Genomic DNA, 18,401 nt, shown 5'->3' with positions numbered 1-18,401 from the left:
GATTAATAAATTTATATAAAAAAAGGCACTTTAAAGAAGAAATCTCTTTAAAGCGCCTTTGCTTCAACTATTGACTTGTAAGTTTAAAATAATTTGCTCCGCAATATGCACCATTTCTTGTTGTGTTTGCATACTTTCATTGCGAATTTTGCGATAAGCCTCGTCCTCGCTTATATTTTCAGCCTGCATAAGCAATCCTTTAGCTCGTTCAATGACTTTTCGCTTATCCAATTGTGTTTGCTTATGTAAAATCTCCCCATTGAGACGATTGAACTTATCAATTTGATGAAAAGCAACCTCTAACACAGGCAACACATTTTTTTCAGAAAACGGTTTCATAACATATCCTAATATATTATCCTGCTTCATGTATAGTAATAATTCTTTTTCACTATATGCCGAGATGAAGAGAACAGGTATGCCAAGCTGTTGTTCAATAATTTTACTTGCCTTTAAACCATCTAGTTTAGGCATTTTAATATCCATTAAGATTAATTGTGGTTTATGCAAAAAGGCTAGCTCAATGGCGGTTTCTCCATTATTAGCTTGTGCCACTACTTCGTAACCATTATCCTCTAGCATAAACTTCAAATCAATGGCAATCAATGATTCATCTTCGACAATCATAACTTTCCTAGTCATTTACGATAAATACCTCCTCACTTACAGGGAACTGAATTTGAGTATGTGTACCTTCTTCACTAGGGATAATTGAAAATGAGCCAGCTAAATCATATTCCACAAGCCTTGTGATAATTTCCATGCCAAATGATGCCTTCACTTCTTGCATTCCAACGCCGTTGTCAGAAATATGAAGTGAAATAGTTGAAGCCTCCTGCATGAAATGAATATCAATGGCTCCTTCATCACGACCAACAAAAGCATATTTTAATGCATTTTGTAGTAGCTCACAAATAATGAGTGCAAGGGATACTGCCTTTTTGGAATGGCAAAATACTTGCAAATGTTCGTGATGAAATGCTAGTTGGATAGTTGCTGTATTGGACGTGCCAATCATTTTATGTCCAATTTTTTTAGCTAATGCAATAACGTCAACTCTTTCTTCAGCGTTATCCTCATTTTCTAAAATAAGCTCATATACAGATGAGATGCTATATATTCGATTTAATGCCTCCTGAAAAGCACTTGCATTGACAGCCGACAATTCATTGCGCATTTGCAAGCGTAATAGGCTTGTCACTGTCTGAAGATTATTTTTCACACGATGGTGAATTTCTCGTATGGCAAATGTTTTCATCATAAGTTCATTTTCTTTCAGCTTTAGCTCTGTTAGATCATGAATAATGAGGAGTGTAACCTTGTCATTTTGACTGCGAATTGGAATTTTCTTGACGATAAAGGATTTACGTTCAATCGTAATTTCTAGGAAAAAGACATCGTCGCCTTTATCATAGACCTCCTGTAAAAACGGTAAGATTTTATCCAACGCAATGTTGTCAAAGTTTTCCAATCCCGAAAGTTCTGAAATAAAATGATAGCCAGCTGGGTTACTGTAAATGACTTTGTTTTCGTGATTGGTAAGAATAATTGACTCTACAAGTAAATCAGAAACAACTGGTATCGGTTGAGAATTAGGTTCTACAATATGTTCAATTAATGCAAACGGCATATTTTGAAAATCATCTTTTGGTGTCGTTTGCATCTTCACCGTCTTTTCCTGAATCAATACAGCAATTACTTGCTGTTGTTCATTAAAGATCGGAATCACATTTTGCTCGACCGTAATGCCTTCTTGTGTAACGGCTCTGGAAATCGATGATTTTTCTTTTTGCTTAAACGCAGTAAATACGGCTGGTTCAAAACTTTCAAAAACGAATTTTCCAATAACCGATTTTTCGTATAAACCTTTTTCCTTGTTTGGGAATGCTTCTGCCACGACAATTGCATGTGATAAATTATCCATCATACAATCTATGAACATATAACAATCAGTGAGCTCTGCATAATATTTAAGCGTAGCTTCTATTTCTATTAACTTGTCAATATCCGTTGCCGAAAGATTAGTATAGTTTCTACACAATGATTGAATGTTCGACAGGTTAAAGCCCCCCATCACAGAATAATCAACAATCAATTTGATTATTCTTAAAAATTCTTGTCATTATTATAAACCTTTTGTGAAATTATTTTCAATACAAAAAATATTATCTTTCATCAAAATTCATTGCATTACAAAGAACTATATAGCTTAAAAGAGAAATATTCAACATCTTTTTGTTATTACATTATTTAACAAGAGTAAAATAGTTATTTCGATATAACAAAAAAGAGAGCTTGCTGATTTAGCAAACTCTCTTATTTCTATTTTATTTCAGGTGCAACAGCTAATATATTTTCAAAGGCTGCGCGTTGTTTTTGTTCTTCTTCATTCAATAAAATATGAATATCGCCATGATCGTTTGACGTCCTAATTAAGCGGCCCATTCCTTGCTGTAAGCGTAATTGCATAAATGGTAACTCCACTTCTTCAAATGGGTTTTCAGCAAACGTACGCTTCGCATCAAATAATGGATCTTGTGGAGGAAACGGTAAATCATAAATAATGACACGTGTTAATGCTTCTTCAGGTAAATCTAAGCCTTCCCATAAATGATATGAGCATAATGTTTTAACGGTTCCCTGCTGGAAATCACGAACAATGGCGGAGAGCTCTCGATCCCCTTCAAAGGCAACGTGCATGCGCTCCATTAATGGCAATTCGGCTTTAAATTTCAACATGGCTTGCTTTGATTTAAATAAAATTAATGTTTGCTCACCATCACTTAGTAATTGCTGTACACGTGCAGTTTTAGCATGTTGATCAAGTTCATGTAAATAGATTTTCATTACTTCTTCATAATCAAATGGCGAAGGGACTGAAAATGATTGGGACTCTCGAATACCTAAACTATAGGCGATATACGAAAAGTCTTTATTGACGGATAAAGTGGCAGACGAAAAGACGATCGGAAGCTTTTTAGAGAATAGTTTTTCTGCTAAAACTTCTGTAATTAAACGAGGCATAATAACCAACGTTTCTTCCCCATCTGTTTCCTCAAGCCAATCGACTGCATCTCCTTGAGCTATGAAAATACGTAAGGAAGCCTCATATTGTTCTAAATATTCCTCTGCCATATTTAACTCATATTCAGGAATCATATACATTTCAGATTCAAAAACAAATTCTTCCATCAATATTTCCACATCATGTATCAATTGTTTTCCATAAGCAAGCAATGTTTTGGATTTATTGATACGTTTACGATCCTCATCTGAAGCAACGATATCATCACGAAGCTGATCAAAAAATAGCTCGTGATCATCTTGCAATTTTTCCATAGCATACAATGTTCGTTCTCGCACACCATCTACCATTAATCGCTCTAAAAGTTGGACAATCGTTGTTGCCTGTACTTTATAAGTCATTGCTTTTTGTGCAGCGTATTCCAGCAGATGTCCTTCATCTAATACCATCATAGACACTTCTGGCAGTAAGGCAAGCTGTCCTTCACGCTCACGAGATTCCTTCGTAGCTAAATGCTCCATTAAAAAATCTTGTGAACAAATAACTAAATCCGTTGATTTACGGTAATGAGAACGATGCAATGTTTGCCCACAGCGATTACGAAGATCACATACAGAGCATTGCATAATCGAGTTGTAATTAACTTTTTGCCAATCCTCATCACTGACAGTTGGATAATTACTACGTTCTCCATATGGATGAATAGCAATCATTGAACCTTGGGCATATACACCATCCGGAATGGAGAAGGAAATATCGTCAATCCATTCATCCGATTCAACTTTTTCCGCTTCCTCAAAGCGTTTTAAGCATAAATATTGATCCCGTGATTTGGCTAAACGAACATCAATTTCTAGATCAAGCGTTTTTTGCAGCTTATAGATGTCTCCGCCCTCTTTAACGAGCTGATCGATTAATGTTTCATCAGCACATGCAATAAGTGCTGGCTTCCCTGTATAGCGTGCATAAGAAATAGCTGGGAGTAAATAGGCTATTGTTTTCCCAGTTCCAACACCTGCTTCTGCAAAGAGTACGTTTTTTTCTTTAAGCGCTTGTTCTATTTGATAAGCCATAAAGATTTGCTCATCACGACATTCAAAGCCTTTTTCAGGCAATTCATCATAAAGGACATCACCCATCCAGTCACCTAGTGAATCAAAAAAAGATCGGTCCTTTGATAATGCAAATGGTAAAGATTTACGCAATTAATGTTCCCCCTCTTACTATCTGGTGCTATTATACGCGACGAAACGGAAGATAAGAAAAAATCTTATCTTCCGTTACTATTCGTTAATCTCTTTTAGACTTTTGTCCCCAGAACTGATAATAATTTGTTTCGATAAAACCATTAAATAATTTCCGTTTTTTCGTCGCTTGTCGTCCATATAATTCTTCAAAATTTTTCATGGAAGATAGCATATATACGGACCAAGTTGGATAGTTTTTCATAACTTTTCCTAAATCACGGATAACCTGTTCTACAACTTCAACATCACCAATACGTTCTCCGTATGGCGGGTTACCGATCATTACGCCATCTGTTAGCTGAGTCGTGAAATCACGTGCTTGCATTTGCTTAAACGTAATCAGCTCGCCAAATCCTGCTTCTGTAGCATTTTCTTGTGCAATGCTTACCATACGATGATCAATATCAGAACCTACTATTTCTAACGGTTGATCATAATTGGCCAAACTTTCTGCTTCGTCTCGGACAGCATCCCAGATTTGCGCTTTCATCCATGGCCAGTCTTCAGAAATAAACTCACGATTATAGCCTGGTGCTATATTTTGTCCAAACATGGCTGCCTCTAAAGTAATTGTTCCTGAACCACAGAATGGATCGACAAACGGACGATTTGGATTCCATTTTGAAACTTGTATAAGTGCCGCCGCTAATGTTTCTTTTAACGGTGCCTCACCTTGTGCTTGACGATAGCCACGTTTATGAAGACCTGCGCCGGATGTATCAATCGTTAGTGTCGCCACATCTTTTAAAATCGAAACCTCAATTTTGTAAGTAGCACCTGATTCATCTAAAAAGCCAAGTCGCTTATAATGCTGTTTCATTCGTTCAACAATTGCTTTTTTTGTAATTGCTTGGCAATCAGGCACACTATATAATTTCGATTTAACCGACTTCCCTGAAACAGGAAAGGCAGCATCCACTGGTAAATATTTTTCCCAGGGTAAATCTTTTACACTTTCAAATAATTGTTCAAATGATTTTGCAGGGAATTGTCCAACGACAATTTTTACACGATCGGCTACTCGTAGCCACAAATTGGCACGCGCAATCGCTGTTTCATCACCCTGAAAATATACTTTACCATTGTCAACAGTTGTTTCATAACCAAGTGCTTTTACTTCTTGTGCTACAATTGCCTCTAAACCCATTGCTGACGTTGCTACTAATTGATAATTTGCCATAGATTATTTCCTTCCTTGATGCTCAATTTCCCAATATTCCATAAACTCCATGAGGTCGTTTAATGGTAATGGTTTGCTGTAATAATAGCCCTGAATAATATCACAGTTCATTTTACGTAGTATATCCACTTGTTGTGCCTGTTCTACACCTTCTGCCACAACTTTCATTTTTAGGCGATGGGACATTTGAATAATAGCATCTACAACTGCCTGTTTTTCATCGAGCGACCCAATATGTTGAATAAAGCTTCGATCGATTTTTAAACAATCTAGCGGAAAGCGAACTAAATAGCTCAGGGACGAATAGCCTGTCCCAAAATCATCTATGGAGATTTTAAAGCCTAATTGTTTCAACCGAACTAATTTGCTTACGGTTTCGTTAGCACTGTTCATGACTGTCCGTTCCGTTACTTCTATTTCAAAATTGTTTGCTGGCATATTATAGCGTTCTAATATTGCTTGTATCGAATCTAAAAAATTTTGCTGCTTAAAGTGAATGCTTGATATATTAATGGCAACCGGTATTTTCCACCCGTATTGTTGCATTTGAATAACTGCCTCGCACGCCTTTTCCAGAATGACCTCACTTAAAGGAATGATTAATCCTGTTTCCTCAGCATAAGGGATAAACTCTCCAGGAGAGACAAAGCCAAGCCTTTCATTATTCCAACGGACCAATGCCTCTAATCCTTGAATTTGCTCATTGTCCATGTAAATTTTCGGTTGAAAATGCAGCTCAAACTCACGATTATCAATGGCTCTTCTTAACTCTGAATCTAGCAATAAGACACGCTGTGCATCCGTTTGCAGTTCATCAAAATAAAAAGAATAGCCGTTCAAACCATTTTTTTTTGAATAGGTCATTGCTCTGTCTGCACAATTAATCAATTCTTCCGTATTTTTCCCATCTACTGGATAGACACTTACGCCTATACTTGTAGAAATAAAAACTTCCTGGCCGTTTATCATCATTGGCTTTTCAATACTACTTATTATTTGTTCAGCAAATTGTGCAGCTTCTTTTACGTTTTTTACATTCGTTAATGTAATGACGAATTCATCTCCGCCATATCTTGCAATAATATCTTTGTTTTTCAGTAACTGTTTTAGTCGTTTGGCGACTTCAATTAAAATGGAATCTCCAACAGCATGTCCTAATGTATCATTAATTTGCTTAAATCTATCCAAATCTAAAAAATAGACGGCATGCTGCACTGAATGAGAAATAGCAGAAGTTGATTCTAAAAGATTATCCATTCTTTCGATATATGCAAAACGATTGGATACGTCTGTTAGTGAATCAGTCAGTAAACGTTTTTCTAGTTCGTTTTCTACTATTTTTCTTTCAGACAAATCTGTGAAAATACCACAATAATTTGTAACCTCACCCTCATCGTTGGTTACACAAACAATTGTTAACCATTCAGGATATACGTCTCCAGTTTTACGACGATTCCATATTTCTCCTTGCCAAATTCCTTCTTGTCGTATCTGTTCCCACATTTCTAAATAGAACGGTAATTCATGAACACCTGATTGTAAAACGGCAGGTGTTTTACCCACCACATCATCACGTTTATAACCTGTGACAAATTCAAAGGCAGGATTAACCATTACTATTTTTTTGTATTTATCAGTAATCATGATACCTTCAGATACATTTTCGAAGATTTTAAGTATTAAGGTAGTAGGATATTGAGAAATCAACTTCAATTTATCCACACTTTCCCAATTATTTACTCCGTTCATGTTCCGCCCCATCCTATCTCTCTATACTCCCCTTTAAAGGGCACTTACGTCAGGCCAACTCGTATGTAAATCAATGACACCTCATTTAGATGGTGTACAGTTTTTTTGAGTAACTCGTAAGCTCGTCTTAAAAATCTGTGACATCCTTAGAGGTTTAAACTTGATTCAGCAGTCGTCCTGTCGCCACCTGAATGGAAAGAAAATGTGCAAACTCTCGCTACCTATAGAGTAGAGTCATGTGTATCTAACACTTTGCTAGGTACCCAAACTTTTGCTGAATCAAGATAAATACACATTGATGCGATCACCGTTTTCAGATGTTGTGACTTAGAAGCGGTAGCGATAGAGGCTTGGCTAGCAAGTAGCCATTCTCAAACGTATCGCGCATACCAAGACTTGATTAACTAGGTTACTTTTTCCTCATAAACTCAAAAGAAAAGCTCTCCACCGAGTTGGAGAGCGCTTGTTATTTCGTAAATAAGCATCAAAAAAATTCCATAAGCCATGTTTTGTTCCTGAGTACTCAAACAGCTTGCGCCTCGTACGACCAGGTAGTAATCATCTATCTACAGAGCAAGCTCCGTCCCTCTATCCGTTCAATTCCTTCAAGAGAGTGCCCCTACCATAATTTGGGTTTCTCACTCGTGGGGTTTACCTCGTTCCACCTTGCAAGTTTCCAAGCAAGCTTCGTCACTGTGGCACTTTCAGGAAGTGTCAACCATATCCAAGGACTTAGGTTTTCCTTCCGCCGTCAGCCTGAACAGCTGCCTTACCTTATTTTTTCAGTAAGCACGAACACTACGGACATCTCAGTACCGTGTGAGCATGGACTTTCCTCTACGACGTCTAGCGCCGCAGCGATTACCAGAATTTCATGATGATACGAAAGATTATACTAGAGTTTTATGTTAAATACAATATAATTGACTAAAATTATTCGTATAGCTTACTACCAAATACATGTTTTTCTAAATTAGAAAGACGTTTTAAAATATCAAAATTAGTTGTACCTGCTGCTGCCACTGAAGCAACGGGTTGTCTCTTCGGTGTATTTTCAATTTCTTCTTTTAATTGTCTATTTTCTTCACGTAGTTGGGCCATCACTTTTTCAAACGTTTCATAGTCTTGAATAATTTCATCAAGGAATGAATCTACTTCTTCTACATTATAGCCTTTAAAGTTCTTTTTAAATTCCTTTTCAAGGATCATTTTTGACGTTAATTTAATGTCCATTCACATCGCCCTTCCTCACACTACATACACGAATACATTATAGCATACTACAACACATTATATCGTCTGAAAACTCCAATTGTAAGGCTAATCTTGTCGTTTTATGCGATTACCTGGGAAATTATTTCTTATTTCCTAATCTGAGCAACCTCTTTTCCCAAGAAATTACCCATTTTTGTTTTTGTTCTACTCTCCATTGCTCATTCTTTTGAATGAGATGTATGCCTTGTTGCGTATAATAAAGGGCCTGCTTATAATCTTTTATTTGGTGCTCATAAAGTATGGCTAGCTGCTCAAGGACATGCAACTTTGTTCTTGCTTCGACAAAATGGAGAGAGGCCACAAATGCATCAATGGCTTCGCTGTAGCGTTTACTCTTTTTATGCTGTAGTGCTAAATAATATTGAGCATTACCCGCTTCCAGTGCATCAAATTGTGTTGTCACTCGTTCTAACACCCTAACACTTTGTGTGCTTTCTTTTAAATCACCATACCATTTCCCAATATTGGTAAAGGTTTTTGCAGATTCTTCATATCCCTCTTCAAACAAGAGCTGAGTAGAATGACTATATAGCGTGATAAGCGACAGTAAATCCCACTCATTATGCAGTAAAACCTTCATAAGAGCATCTGGTACGCCACTTTTCACAGCATCTAAATAAATAATAGGGGCAAGATGTCCGGGAATGTCTCCCTTCCGAGAGAAACCAAGCTTCTCTTCCTCCACAGATTTTAATTTTAAGCGCTCCATATCATTTTTCCATAAACGCTTGGAACTATGCAATAAATCGATTTGTCGTTGTGATCTTAATTTGGGTAATGTTTTTTGATGCAGTGTCCAGCGTGTTTCAAGCTGTGGCCAATCAAAACTTTTACCATTATAGGTGATGACCGTTGCAGTTTTTTGCCACAGTTTCGATTCAAACAAAAACGCTGCCTCATGTGCAGGGTCTGCAAGAATATATTGAGTTAAACTAAAACATTCTTTGTCTACCTCTAAAAACCCAAGCAAAAAAATATGAGTGCCCACACCTTTTAAGCCTGTCGTTTCTGTATCAAAAAATAGTACAGGTTCATGAAAATCCAGTGCATACGGATGTTCAAACGCAGCACCCTGCCACTTTTTCAACGCATCAAAAAATGATTGTAACTGATAATGACCATGCTGAAAAGAAAACGGATATTGTACATAGCGCTTAAACACAATACCAAAGTCATTTTCTACAACCGTAAGACCAGCCTCTTCCCATCGCTTGGTATAGCTCGGCCTAGCTGGCTTTTGATAAGCTGGCTCCTCTACCTTTTGGTGAGCCGCCGCTGTTTTTTTACTAAGCATTTTTTTCATTTGCAGTATTTTATTTTCGTAAGACATGTATTTCACTCATTTTCTGCTAATAATATAAGACTCTCTTGCAAGATTACCATGATTGCTTGACTCATTCAAAATTTTCATCGCAGGAAATTCTCACTTATAGTGATTCAAACATTTCCCCATTCACATTATTAGAAACGACACCTATTGATTTATGTCACTTTTTTGTACAGAAAACTTACGCAATTGTCTATTACCTGTGTACTATTGTAAATATTTCCTATAAAATGAAATTATATAGAGTATGATATAATTATTATTTTTTTGGAGGAAATGCCTTGTTTAAAAATTTGCGTGAAGAACTAAAAGAAGAATGGAAAAACACAACCGAGGATTTAGAAAAAGAAGTATTTAAAGTATGGCAGTTAGACTATAAAGGCCATATTATTCGAATTGTAAATGCTGTCACTGAAGAAGTTCTTTATATTAATAATGAAGTAGTAGATAAAAAAAGTAGAGATAGTATGTTCAAACAAATCTACCCTTATGTTAAATTGACAGGTGAAATTAAAGAAGCGAATGGCACGATCTCTAAAGTAAAAGTAAAAATCGGTGGATTTCTAAGTCTAAATATTGTCGTTAAAGTAAATGGCAATACACTACTTAACGAAAAACACAAAATATCTATCTAATCATCTTTAACTTGATAGTATGCTACTGGACGTGAGTTAGAAAAGCCTACTGTCATTACCGATAGATCATCTATATACACTGATAGATCAAGAGGGCTTGAGGAAATAACTATGTTGTTCCTCAAGCCCTCTTTTTCATGTTAATTAATTTGATTTAATCTCTGAAGAAGTATTATGACCCTCTTCTTGCCTTCTTGTAAACTGTCTTGGGCTCCAATACATGACGGGCATCCAGATTCACAAGGACAATTTGAAACATGCTCCAAGGTTTTCATTAATAGCTCTTCCCATAAGTCAAAGACCTTTTCACTTAAACCAATCCCACCAGGGTATTTATCGTAAACAAAAAATGTGGGTAACTCATTATGGGATGCTTTGACTTGTGGGACAACTGCTACATCACTGCTATCACATTGAATAAACAAAGGAATAAAGGCATTCATGGCATAGGCTACTCCAATCATTGCCTCTGTCAATTCCGCCTCTGACCACTGTTCTGTTAGTTGAAGTGATAGCCATGATGCGCTTGTATGCATTTCATCAGGAGGTAAATGAATGGGCCCTGATCCTATATTATCATGCGTACCAAAGCGAATTTTCTTGAAAATGGTTGCTTGTGCGACTAATCCTACATCTCCAAAGCTAATCGTACCGCCGTTATAGGTTCGGCTTCGATCTTCCTCTAATACCTTCATTTCAACGGCAAGATTGGCATCTGTATAATAATCGATGTCGACTTCTCGGACATAAGCTTTCTTTTCTTCCCAGTCGAGCTTCTCTACTTGGAATTGAATCCCTTGATGTAAATAAATGGCTTCCTCATGTAATAATGTCATGGCACTATGACGATCCATTTCTCCAATTACCTTTGTTTGGGCAGGAATAGATAGATCAATAATAACCACATTTTCCTGTGAAGCGGACCGTAAACTAATATCATGTGCGGGGAAACGATCGCTCATCCAATGCCACTTATCGCTCGTCTTAAAGACAACGCCCTCTTCCGCTAAATAATCTAACAACTCTTGTATGTCATATTCACCATAAGTATCTTCTATAGAAAAAGGTAATTCAAAAGCGGCACATTTTAAATGATCCATTAAAATTAACATATTTTCTGGATAAATACGTGCCTCCTCTGGTGCACTACCAAGTAAAAATAAAGGATGATTCACCACATATTGATCAAGTGCAGTCGATTGTGCAACATAGATAATTAAAGCCTCATCTTGCCGTCTTCCTGCACGCCCTGCTTGTTGCCAGGCACTTGCAATATTTCCTGGGTAACCTGTCATAATACATGCTTGTAACTGGCCGATATCGACCCCTAATTCTAACGCATTTGTACTGACAACGGTTTGAATGGTTCCATCACGCAAGCCTTTTTCGATCACCCGACGTTCAGATGGCAAGTAACCACCTCGGTAGCCACGCACGGATTCATCAAGCAGCTTATTGCGAGTGAGCTCCTTTAAATAAGTGACAATCATTTCAACCCGTACCCTACTTTTAGCGAAAATGATAGATTGAATACCAGCTATATAAAGCCTCTTTGCTAAATCACTTACCTCTAACACGGCGCTTCTACGCACCCCAAAAGTTTTGTGGATAATAGGCGGGTTATAGAAAAGAAATGTCTTCTTGCCGACAGGTGCTCCAGAGTCTGCGATGAGCGCATGTGATTCATTTGTTAGCAGCTCGGCCAGCTCCTTAGGATTTTTTATCGTTGCCGAGGTACAAATAAACACAGGTTTACTACCATAAAATTCACATATGCGTTTTAATCTACGTATTACATGGGCAACATGGGAACCAAATACCCCTTTATATGTATGCAATTCATCAATTACGATATACTGCAAATTTTCAAATAGCGATACCCATTTTGTATGGTGTGGCAAAATTCCTGAATGAAGCATATCTGGATTCGTCATAACGATATGTCCTGCTTTGCGAACCTTCTGACGAATGCCTGGAGCCGTATCACCATCATAGGTATAACTTAAAATCTCCTCACCACTTTGTTCAATAAGCTCATTCAAGTCATTTTTTTGATCCTGCGCCAATGCCTTTGTTGGAAATAAATAGATGGCTCGTGCATTTTTATCCTCTACTATTTTTTGCAACACCGGCAAATGATAGCAATACGATTTACCTGATGCGGTTGGTGTAACAGCAGTGAAAGATGTACCACTCTGTGCCAAATCAAAGGCCTCTCGCTGATGCGTATAAAGTTGCTCGATCCCCCTTGCCTGCAAAGCCTTCACTAAAGAAGGATGTAAATTTTCTGGGAAAGGAGCATAGCTAGCAGGTCGGCCTTCAAGTGTTTGCCAATGTAAAATACGTTCTTTTAATTCTTCATCATATCTCCATTCATGCAAAAGCTCGCTAATCGTTCGTTTCTTTGATAGCATTTACTGCCTCCTCCTTTACCAGTCGTTCAAAGTTTTTCATTGTAAAGGAGGTCGAATGAATCGCGTCTAAAAAGCGTTTTTTACTTGTTTCTTTATAAAAAGATTGCACAACAAATTGCTCCATCGATTCTACCGTTGAAGCAATTTGTTGTGTATGCATATATTTCGGTCGATTCTCTTGAATCCATTTATTGGCCTCTTGCTGCCATTCCTTCAACAATTGGTGAATTTTATCAGCATGTGGTTTCACCTCTTGAAAAAAGTCAGGTGTACGGTCCTCCTCACGCATTTGCCAAAAACGTGAAACACATCGATCACATTCATCTATTAATTTGGATGTTTGCTGAATAACTAACAATTTTGCACCTCATCTCTCATCAATTACACGTAAGCAAATATTTTTCGTAGCAAGTACATATATATGATGAGTATGTCCTGTCCATCATTTCAACTACGAAAATATGGCAATCTTGATACCTTTACCTTCCCCTACTTATTTTGTGGTAAATACTGTATCAATTTTAATGCTATTGAGTTAGTTCAATTGCTTATGAGATAAGTGTACCAAAGTCTATCATTTTTCACTACTAATAGGCGAACAAGCATTCTTTACTTGCCAGTTCTTTTCTGCTAAGCTTACTTTCTGGCTAACTGCTTTGAGCTGCAAAAAAAAGTGCATATTCTGAGCATTGTTCTCCAGTGACACTCTCGTGAAAAGTAATTGATTGACCAGATCTAACTGCGCAACTAATTGTTCTAACTTGTTCAAAATAACGCCCCCTTTGCTTTACTTAAAGTATTCCTCGCATGTATAGAATTACCTTCATGCGTGACAAAATAAGCGTAAGTTAGCTGAAAGAAGAAGATTTTCGATAAATTTTTATAAATGAACCTTCCAACTAAAAAAGCGTCCTGAATGAAAGGTGTAGATAATTCACCATTTTTCAACCGTTTCTATGTATAAATTCATCAATTATTTTGACGATTCAAGGAAGACAATCATTAGCTTTTTTTCGACGCAATTTGTTTATTCTTTGCTTCCACTGTCTACTACTCTTGTAACAAAGACAACACGGATGGAGGTAGAGAAGAGCCATCAAATCATGGTAAACTCATATATAGGAAAGCAGTTTAATAAAGGGTGAGCTAAATGACAATTCGCTATCCAAATGGGAAATTGTATACCCCCAATACTTCTGTACAGAAAACGGAAAAAAAGAGTAAAAGTAAAGATTTGTCTTTTAGTAATCGTGGAAAGACACTAGAAGATGAAATTAATGAAGCAAACGACTATTATATTAAAAGACGACTTGCTATCATTCATAAGAAACCTGTTCCTGTACAAATCGTCAAAGTAGAGTACCCTTCACGAAGTGCTGCTGTCATTCGTGAAGCATATTTTCGAACACCCTCTACAACCGACTACAATGGTGTTTGGAATGGGCATTATATTGATTTTGATGCAAAGGAAACTGCTTCCAAAACGAGTTTCCCCTTAAAAAATATTCATGAGCATCAAATGACCCATATGCAGCAAGTGACTGAACAAAATGGTGTGGCTTTTATTATCGTTCGCTTTTCAGCTTTTGAACGATATTTTATTGTGCCATATGAAGTTTTACAAAAGGCCTGGCAAGCAATGGAAAATGGCAATCGTAAATCTATACCCTTTTCAACGATTGTAGAAGAGGCGTATGAAATTCCCACTAGCTATTATCCACGTATCGATTATTTACCCATCATCCAACAACTGATCGATGAAAAATGCTGCGGGTTTGAAAGTGAGGAGAAATAGTATGACTGAACGTCGTCGAACACGTGGAGAGCATCAAAAGGCTCTCGCTGAAAAAAATAAAAAAGGTAAGAAGACAACAACAAAATCGTCAACACCCGCTAAAATGTGGATAAAACGTATTTTCTTAACGCTATTAGTCATCGGTGTTGTAGGCTTCATTGGAGGAGCAGGTTTATTTGCTTACTATGCAAGCACAGCTCCTAAGCTTGATGAGGAATTATTGAAAGACCCTGTGTCTTCAGAGTTCTACGATAAAAACGGTGAAATCTTTGCAACAATCGGTGCTGAAAACCGTAAATATATAAAATATGAAGATATACCCGAAGATATGGTGAACGCAATTCTTGCAACGGAAGATGTACGCTTTTTTAAACATCACGGCATGGACTTCTACCGTCTAGGTGGTGCTATACTTGCTAACTTCCGTGATGGCTTTGGTGCACAAGGTGCCTCTACCCTAACACAGCAAGTGGTCAAAAACTCATTTTTACAAAATGAAAAGAAATTAAAGCGTAAAGCACAGGAAGCTTGGCTAGCGTTTCAATTAGAACGTAAATATTCAAAAGAAGAAATTTTTGAAATGTACTTCAATAAAATGCTAATGTCAGGCCGTATTTATGGCTTTGGTACAGCAGCCCAATATTTCTACGGGAAAGAATTAAAAGATTTAACATTAGATGAAGAAGCATTATTAGCAGGGTTAGTACAAAGACCAAATGCTTATAATCCATTGAAAAATCCTGACCTTGCTAAGCAACGTCGTAATACCGTTTTAGGATTAATGTATCAACACGGAAAAATTTCAAAAACGGAAATGGAAGAAGCTAAAAACGTTGATGTCCAAGCAGGTCTTGCTGACGATGCAACACGTCAATCATTTGCTGGCTCTAAATACGATGCCTTCCTCGATGTCGTTATTAATGAATTAGAAAATAATGGCGATGGTTCAGCCATGGCAGAAGGGATTAAAGTTTATACAACACTTGATCCAAATGCCCAAAAAGTTGTTGAAAATGTGATGAACAATGACAGCAATTTCCCAACAGAAGATATTCAGTCAGGTGTAGCGGTCATTGATACGAAAACAGGAGCGATCCAAGCTGTTGGTGGCGGTCGACATTATGGTGCCGAACGTGGCTGGAACTATGCAGATGATTTAACAAAAAATCAACCTGGTTCTACAATGAAACCATTAGTGGACTACGGTCCAGCCATTGAATATTTAAAATGGTCTACAGGCCATACACTTGTAGATGAACCTATGAACTATTCCAATTCAAAACAAACTATTACTAACTGGGATGGCAGATATATGGGTGCCATGACCGCTCGTAAGGCATTATATGCTTCACGAAACGTACCAGCTGTCAAAGCATTACAAGAAGTAGGTACTGAAAATGCAAAGGAATTTGTTGGACGTTTAGGGATTGAAACAGAAAACCTTTATGAATCAGACGCAATTGGTGGTGGAGCGATTACTATCTCCCCTATTCAAATGGCGGCTTCCTATGCAGCATTCGGAAATAACGGCGTTTACACGGACCCACACGCTATTACAAAAATTGTTTACCGTGATGGGAAAACATCTAAAAATTATACACCTGAGCCTAATGTAGCGATGAGTGAAGCTACAGCTTATATGGTAACAGATATGCTACGTGATGTAGTTGGCAACAAACCTGACGCATCAGGTACTGCAGCTAATGTCCCTGGACTAGACATCGCAGGTAAAACAGGTACAACCAACTATTCAGCTGAAGATTTTAATAAATATAATTTACCGAACACAAGTGTTCCAGATTCATGGTTTGCTGGTTATACGACAAACTATTCCATCGCTATATGGAGTGGCTATGAAAAACATTTTGATCCAATTACAACGTGGGAAGAACGTCGTTTACCACAAAATCTATTTAAATCGATTATGCAAGACATTTCAGCAAACGTTGAAACAGAAAGCTTTAAAAAGCCAAGTACAGTTGTAGAAGCAACGATTGAAGTGGGGTCTAAGCCATTGAAATTGGCAAGTGACTTTACACCAAGCGAATTACGTCAAACAGAGCTATTCGTTCGTGGTACTGAGCCAACAGAAGTGTCGAGTGTTTATGAGGCACCAGAATTAGCTACGCCATACAACGTATCTGCAAGCTTAGATTTAGGGGCACAGTCTATCAATATTTCTTGGGAACATGATGCCAGCTTGAATCCGGAAACAGATGAACCATTACCAACTTCCTTTGAAGTAACTGCAACCCGTGATGACGGTAAAAAGTTTGACCTTGGTAAAACAGAGAGCAAAGGTTTATCAGTTGCCAATACGCTGGAAGATGGCAATTACACGATTTCAGTCGTAGCCATTGTGGACGGTACACGAAGCGAACCAGGTACCACAACTTTCCAAATTACAAGTACAACTGAAGAAGAGGATGTAGAAACGGAAGATCCGGATGAGCCAAACATTGATTTACCAACAGATCCTGGTGAAGAAGATCAAGATAACGGTCATAATAATGGCAATGGTAACGGTAATGGCAACAACGGTGGTAATAACAACAATAATAATAATAATAATAATGGAAATGGGAATGGGAATGGGAATAACGGCAACAACGGTGGAAACGATGGCGGTTCAGATGGAAGCCAGCAACCAACTCCTCCTACGGATCCTGTAGACCCAAATAATGAAGAACAAAGCTCAGAATAAACAAAAAACCGAGAAGCATATAATGCTTCTCGGTTTTTTCTATCGGCACGAGTATTTTATCCTGCCACTTTATTTTTTACTAGCTTGAATTCGTAAACGTGCTGTACGCTTTTTCGTTTCCTTAAACAATTCATCAAGCTGACGATAACAAGCATATTGCCCTGGCTTCGCTTTAATAAAGGCAAGTCGTTCAACCCCATTAATCGGCAGCACCTCGTCTCCTGCTGCTTGTACAAGCTGTTCAAACAATTGGATTGCCTCTTCCATTAAACCTTTTGCTGTACCGTCTCTAGCATCATGGGCTTCGTGGATGTTTGCTTGAAGGGTTGTCCATTGAGCAAACCAAGCATCTACATGATCTTTTTCAATCGCCTTACTATTCATGCTTCCTTCACCAAGCCTTTCTTCAAACGCTTTTGACCTTCACGACAATCGCTAAGTAAAGGACAGGCATGGCAGCCAGGATTTTGGGCCTTACAGTGATAACGACCAAAGAAAATTAACTGATGATGCGTTTTCGACCACTTATCCATGGGCGTTTTTTTCATGATTGTTTCTTCCACTTCAAGTACGGAATCTTTCCATCTACATAGACCTAGACGTTTGGAAACACGCTCTACATGGGTATCAACTGCTAGTGCAGGAATATCAAAGGCTACGGATAGCACCACATTTGCTGTTTTCCGACCTACACCTGGCAATGTTACAAGTGCTTCTCGGGTTGCCGGTATTTCGCCATTATATTCATCTAGCAAACGTTGACATAAAGCCTGAATATTCTTTGCTTTATTGCGATATAAGCCAATAGACCGAATATCCTGTTGTAATTCTTCCAACGGGACAGCCAAATAATCTTCAGGCGTTTTATATTTCTGAAATAATGTTTTTGTTACCTTATTAACAAGTACATCCGTACATTGTGCAGATAATAATGTCGCAATTGTGAGCTCAAAGGCGTTGGCATGCACAAGCTCACAATGTGCGTTAGGAAACATTCGATCCATTTCTTCTAGGCAATGCTCCCACTGTTTTTTTGTTAACAAACTGGAT

General features: G+C 37.7%; 15 protein-coding genes and 1 other RNA gene. 3 read left to right on the top strand and 13 right to left on the bottom strand.

Annotated features, from left to right (window positions below; all coding sequences use genetic code 11):
• Nucleotides 1-63 precede the first annotated feature (63 nt).
• The 8 genes from B3D94_RS15580 to B3D94_RS15545 all read right to left on the bottom strand — a co-directional run bounded on the left by B3D94_RS15580 (nt 64) and on the right by B3D94_RS15545 (nt 9,806).
• Nucleotides 64-642, bottom strand: a complete 579-nt coding sequence (locus tag B3D94_RS15580; protein ID WP_025115126.1) for an ANTAR domain-containing response regulator — start codon at nt 640-642, stop codon at nt 64-66.
• Entirely contained in the window at nt 635-2,095 is a 1,461-nt protein-coding gene (locus B3D94_RS15575) for a sensor histidine kinase (RefSeq protein ID WP_254664245.1), read from the bottom strand. The genes B3D94_RS15580 and B3D94_RS15575 overlap by 8 nt, the downstream gene beginning before the upstream one ends.
• A 227-nt stretch (nt 2,096-2,322) precedes the next feature.
• Nucleotides 2,323-4,230, bottom strand: a complete 1,908-nt coding sequence (locus B3D94_RS15570; RefSeq protein WP_069480769.1) for an ATP-dependent DNA helicase — start codon at nt 4,228-4,230, stop codon at nt 2,323-2,325.
• Between the two features lie 85 nt (nt 4,231-4,315).
• Complete coding sequence (locus B3D94_RS15565) at nt 4,316-5,452, bottom strand: THUMP domain-containing class I SAM-dependent RNA methyltransferase (RefSeq protein ID WP_069480768.1); 1,137 nt, start codon at nt 5,450-5,452, stop codon at nt 4,316-4,318.
• Between the two features lie 3 nt (nt 5,453-5,455).
• Nucleotides 5,456-7,201, bottom strand: a complete 1,746-nt coding sequence (locus B3D94_RS15560) for a putative bifunctional diguanylate cyclase/phosphodiesterase (RefSeq protein ID WP_069480767.1) — start codon at nt 7,199-7,201, stop codon at nt 5,456-5,458.
• Between the two features lie 493 nt (nt 7,202-7,694).
• Nucleotides 7,695-8,074, bottom strand: an RNA gene (gene rnpB / locus B3D94_RS15555) — RNase P RNA component class B.
• A gap of 60 nt (nt 8,075-8,134) precedes the next feature.
• Complete coding sequence (gene gpsB / locus B3D94_RS15550) at nt 8,135-8,434, bottom strand: cell division regulator GpsB (protein ID WP_069480766.1); 300 nt, start codon at nt 8,432-8,434, stop codon at nt 8,135-8,137.
• A 121-nt stretch (nt 8,435-8,555) separates the two neighbouring features.
• Nucleotides 8,556-9,806: a ribonuclease H-like domain-containing protein gene (locus B3D94_RS15545; RefSeq protein ID WP_291758217.1), complete on the bottom strand. Its 1,251-nt coding sequence runs from the start codon at nt 9,804-9,806 to the stop codon at nt 8,556-8,558.
• Nucleotides 9,807-10,084: 278 nt separating this feature from the next.
• Between B3D94_RS15545 and B3D94_RS15540 the strand changes: the two genes are divergently transcribed.
• Nucleotides 10,085-10,438: a hypothetical protein gene (locus B3D94_RS15540; protein WP_291758215.1), complete on the top strand. Its 354-nt coding sequence runs from the start codon at nt 10,085-10,087 to the stop codon at nt 10,436-10,438.
• Between the two features lie 140 nt (nt 10,439-10,578).
• Here B3D94_RS15540 and B3D94_RS15535 read toward each other — a convergent pair whose 3' ends face one another.
• The 3 genes from B3D94_RS15535 to B3D94_RS15525 form a co-directional block, all read right to left on the bottom strand.
• On the bottom strand, nt 10,579-12,852 hold the full coding sequence (locus B3D94_RS15535; protein WP_291758213.1) for a DEAD/DEAH box helicase: 2,274 nt from the start codon (nt 12,850-12,852) through the stop codon (nt 10,579-10,581).
• Nucleotides 12,827-13,210 (bottom strand): YppE family protein, encoded by a 384-nt coding sequence (locus tag B3D94_RS15530; protein WP_291758211.1) that lies wholly within the window; start codon nt 13,208-13,210, stop codon nt 12,827-12,829. The genes B3D94_RS15535 and B3D94_RS15530 overlap by 26 nt, the downstream gene beginning before the upstream one ends.
• 216 nt (nt 13,211-13,426) lie before the next feature.
• Nucleotides 13,427-13,621: a hypothetical protein gene (locus tag B3D94_RS15525; RefSeq protein ID WP_008176489.1), complete on the bottom strand. Its 195-nt coding sequence runs from the start codon at nt 13,619-13,621 to the stop codon at nt 13,427-13,429.
• A gap of 381 nt (nt 13,622-14,002) precedes the next feature.
• On the opposite strand from B3D94_RS15525, the gene recU reads away from it, so the two are divergent.
• Together recU and B3D94_RS15515 are read left to right on the top strand one after the other, a co-directional pair.
• The gene (recU, locus tag B3D94_RS15520; protein ID WP_069480760.1) at nt 14,003-14,647 is read left to right on the top strand and encodes a Holliday junction resolvase RecU; all 645 of its coding nucleotides are present in this window, start codon (nt 14,003-14,005) and stop codon (nt 14,645-14,647) included.
• A gap of 1 nt (nt 14,648) precedes the next feature.
• Entirely contained in the window at nt 14,649-17,351 is a 2,703-nt protein-coding gene (locus B3D94_RS15515) for a penicillin-binding protein 1A (RefSeq protein WP_291758204.1), read from the top strand.
• A 69-nt stretch (nt 17,352-17,420) separates the two neighbouring features.
• Here B3D94_RS15515 and B3D94_RS15510 read toward each other — a convergent pair whose 3' ends face one another.
• Together B3D94_RS15510 and nth are read right to left on the bottom strand one after the other, a co-directional pair.
• Nucleotides 17,421-17,735, bottom strand: a complete 315-nt coding sequence (locus tag B3D94_RS15510; protein WP_069480758.1) for a YpoC family protein — start codon at nt 17,733-17,735, stop codon at nt 17,421-17,423.
• Complete coding sequence (nth, locus tag B3D94_RS15505; protein ID WP_069480757.1) at nt 17,732-18,394, bottom strand: endonuclease III; 663 nt, start codon at nt 18,392-18,394, stop codon at nt 17,732-17,734. Before nth ends, B3D94_RS15510 begins: the two co-directional genes overlap by 4 nt.
• Between the last annotated feature and the right edge of the window lie 7 nt (nt 18,395-18,401).

Source organism: Lysinibacillus sp. UBA5990, assembly GCF_002429815.1.
GTDB classification, from domain to species: Bacteria; Bacillota; Bacilli; order Bacillales_A; family Planococcaceae; genus Lysinibacillus; species Lysinibacillus fusiformis.
The sequence above is the reverse complement of the archived record's forward strand: the minus strand, read 5'-3'. Positions and strand labels throughout refer to the sequence as shown.

Coding starts and splice junctions, on each gene's coding strand:
- B3D94_RS15535 (WP_291758213.1), bottom strand. CDS start 12,852: ATGCTATCAAAGAAACGAACGATTAGCGAGCTTTTGCATGAATGGAGA.
- B3D94_RS15580 (WP_025115126.1), bottom strand. CDS start 642: ATGACTAGGAAAGTTATGATTGTCGAAGATGAATCATTGATTGCCATT.
- B3D94_RS15560 (WP_069480767.1), bottom strand. CDS start 7,201: ATGAACGGAGTAAATAATTGGGAAAGTGTGGATAAATTGAAGTTGATT.
- recU (WP_069480760.1), top strand. CDS start 14,003: ATGACAATTCGCTATCCAAATGGGAAATTGTATACCCCCAATACTTCT.
- B3D94_RS15565 (WP_069480768.1), bottom strand. CDS start 5,452: ATGGCAAATTATCAATTAGTAGCAACGTCAGCAATGGGTTTAGAGGCA.
- B3D94_RS15515 (WP_291758204.1), top strand. CDS start 14,649: ATGACTGAACGTCGTCGAACACGTGGAGAGCATCAAAAGGCTCTCGCT.
- B3D94_RS15510 (WP_069480758.1), bottom strand. CDS start 17,735: ATGAATAGTAAGGCGATTGAAAAAGATCATGTAGATGCTTGGTTTGCT.
- B3D94_RS15545 (WP_291758217.1), bottom strand. CDS start 9,806: ATGTCTTACGAAAATAAAATACTGCAAATGAAAAAAATGCTTAGTAAA.
- gpsB (WP_069480766.1), bottom strand. CDS start 8,434: ATGGACATTAAATTAACGTCAAAAATGATCCTTGAAAAGGAATTTAAA.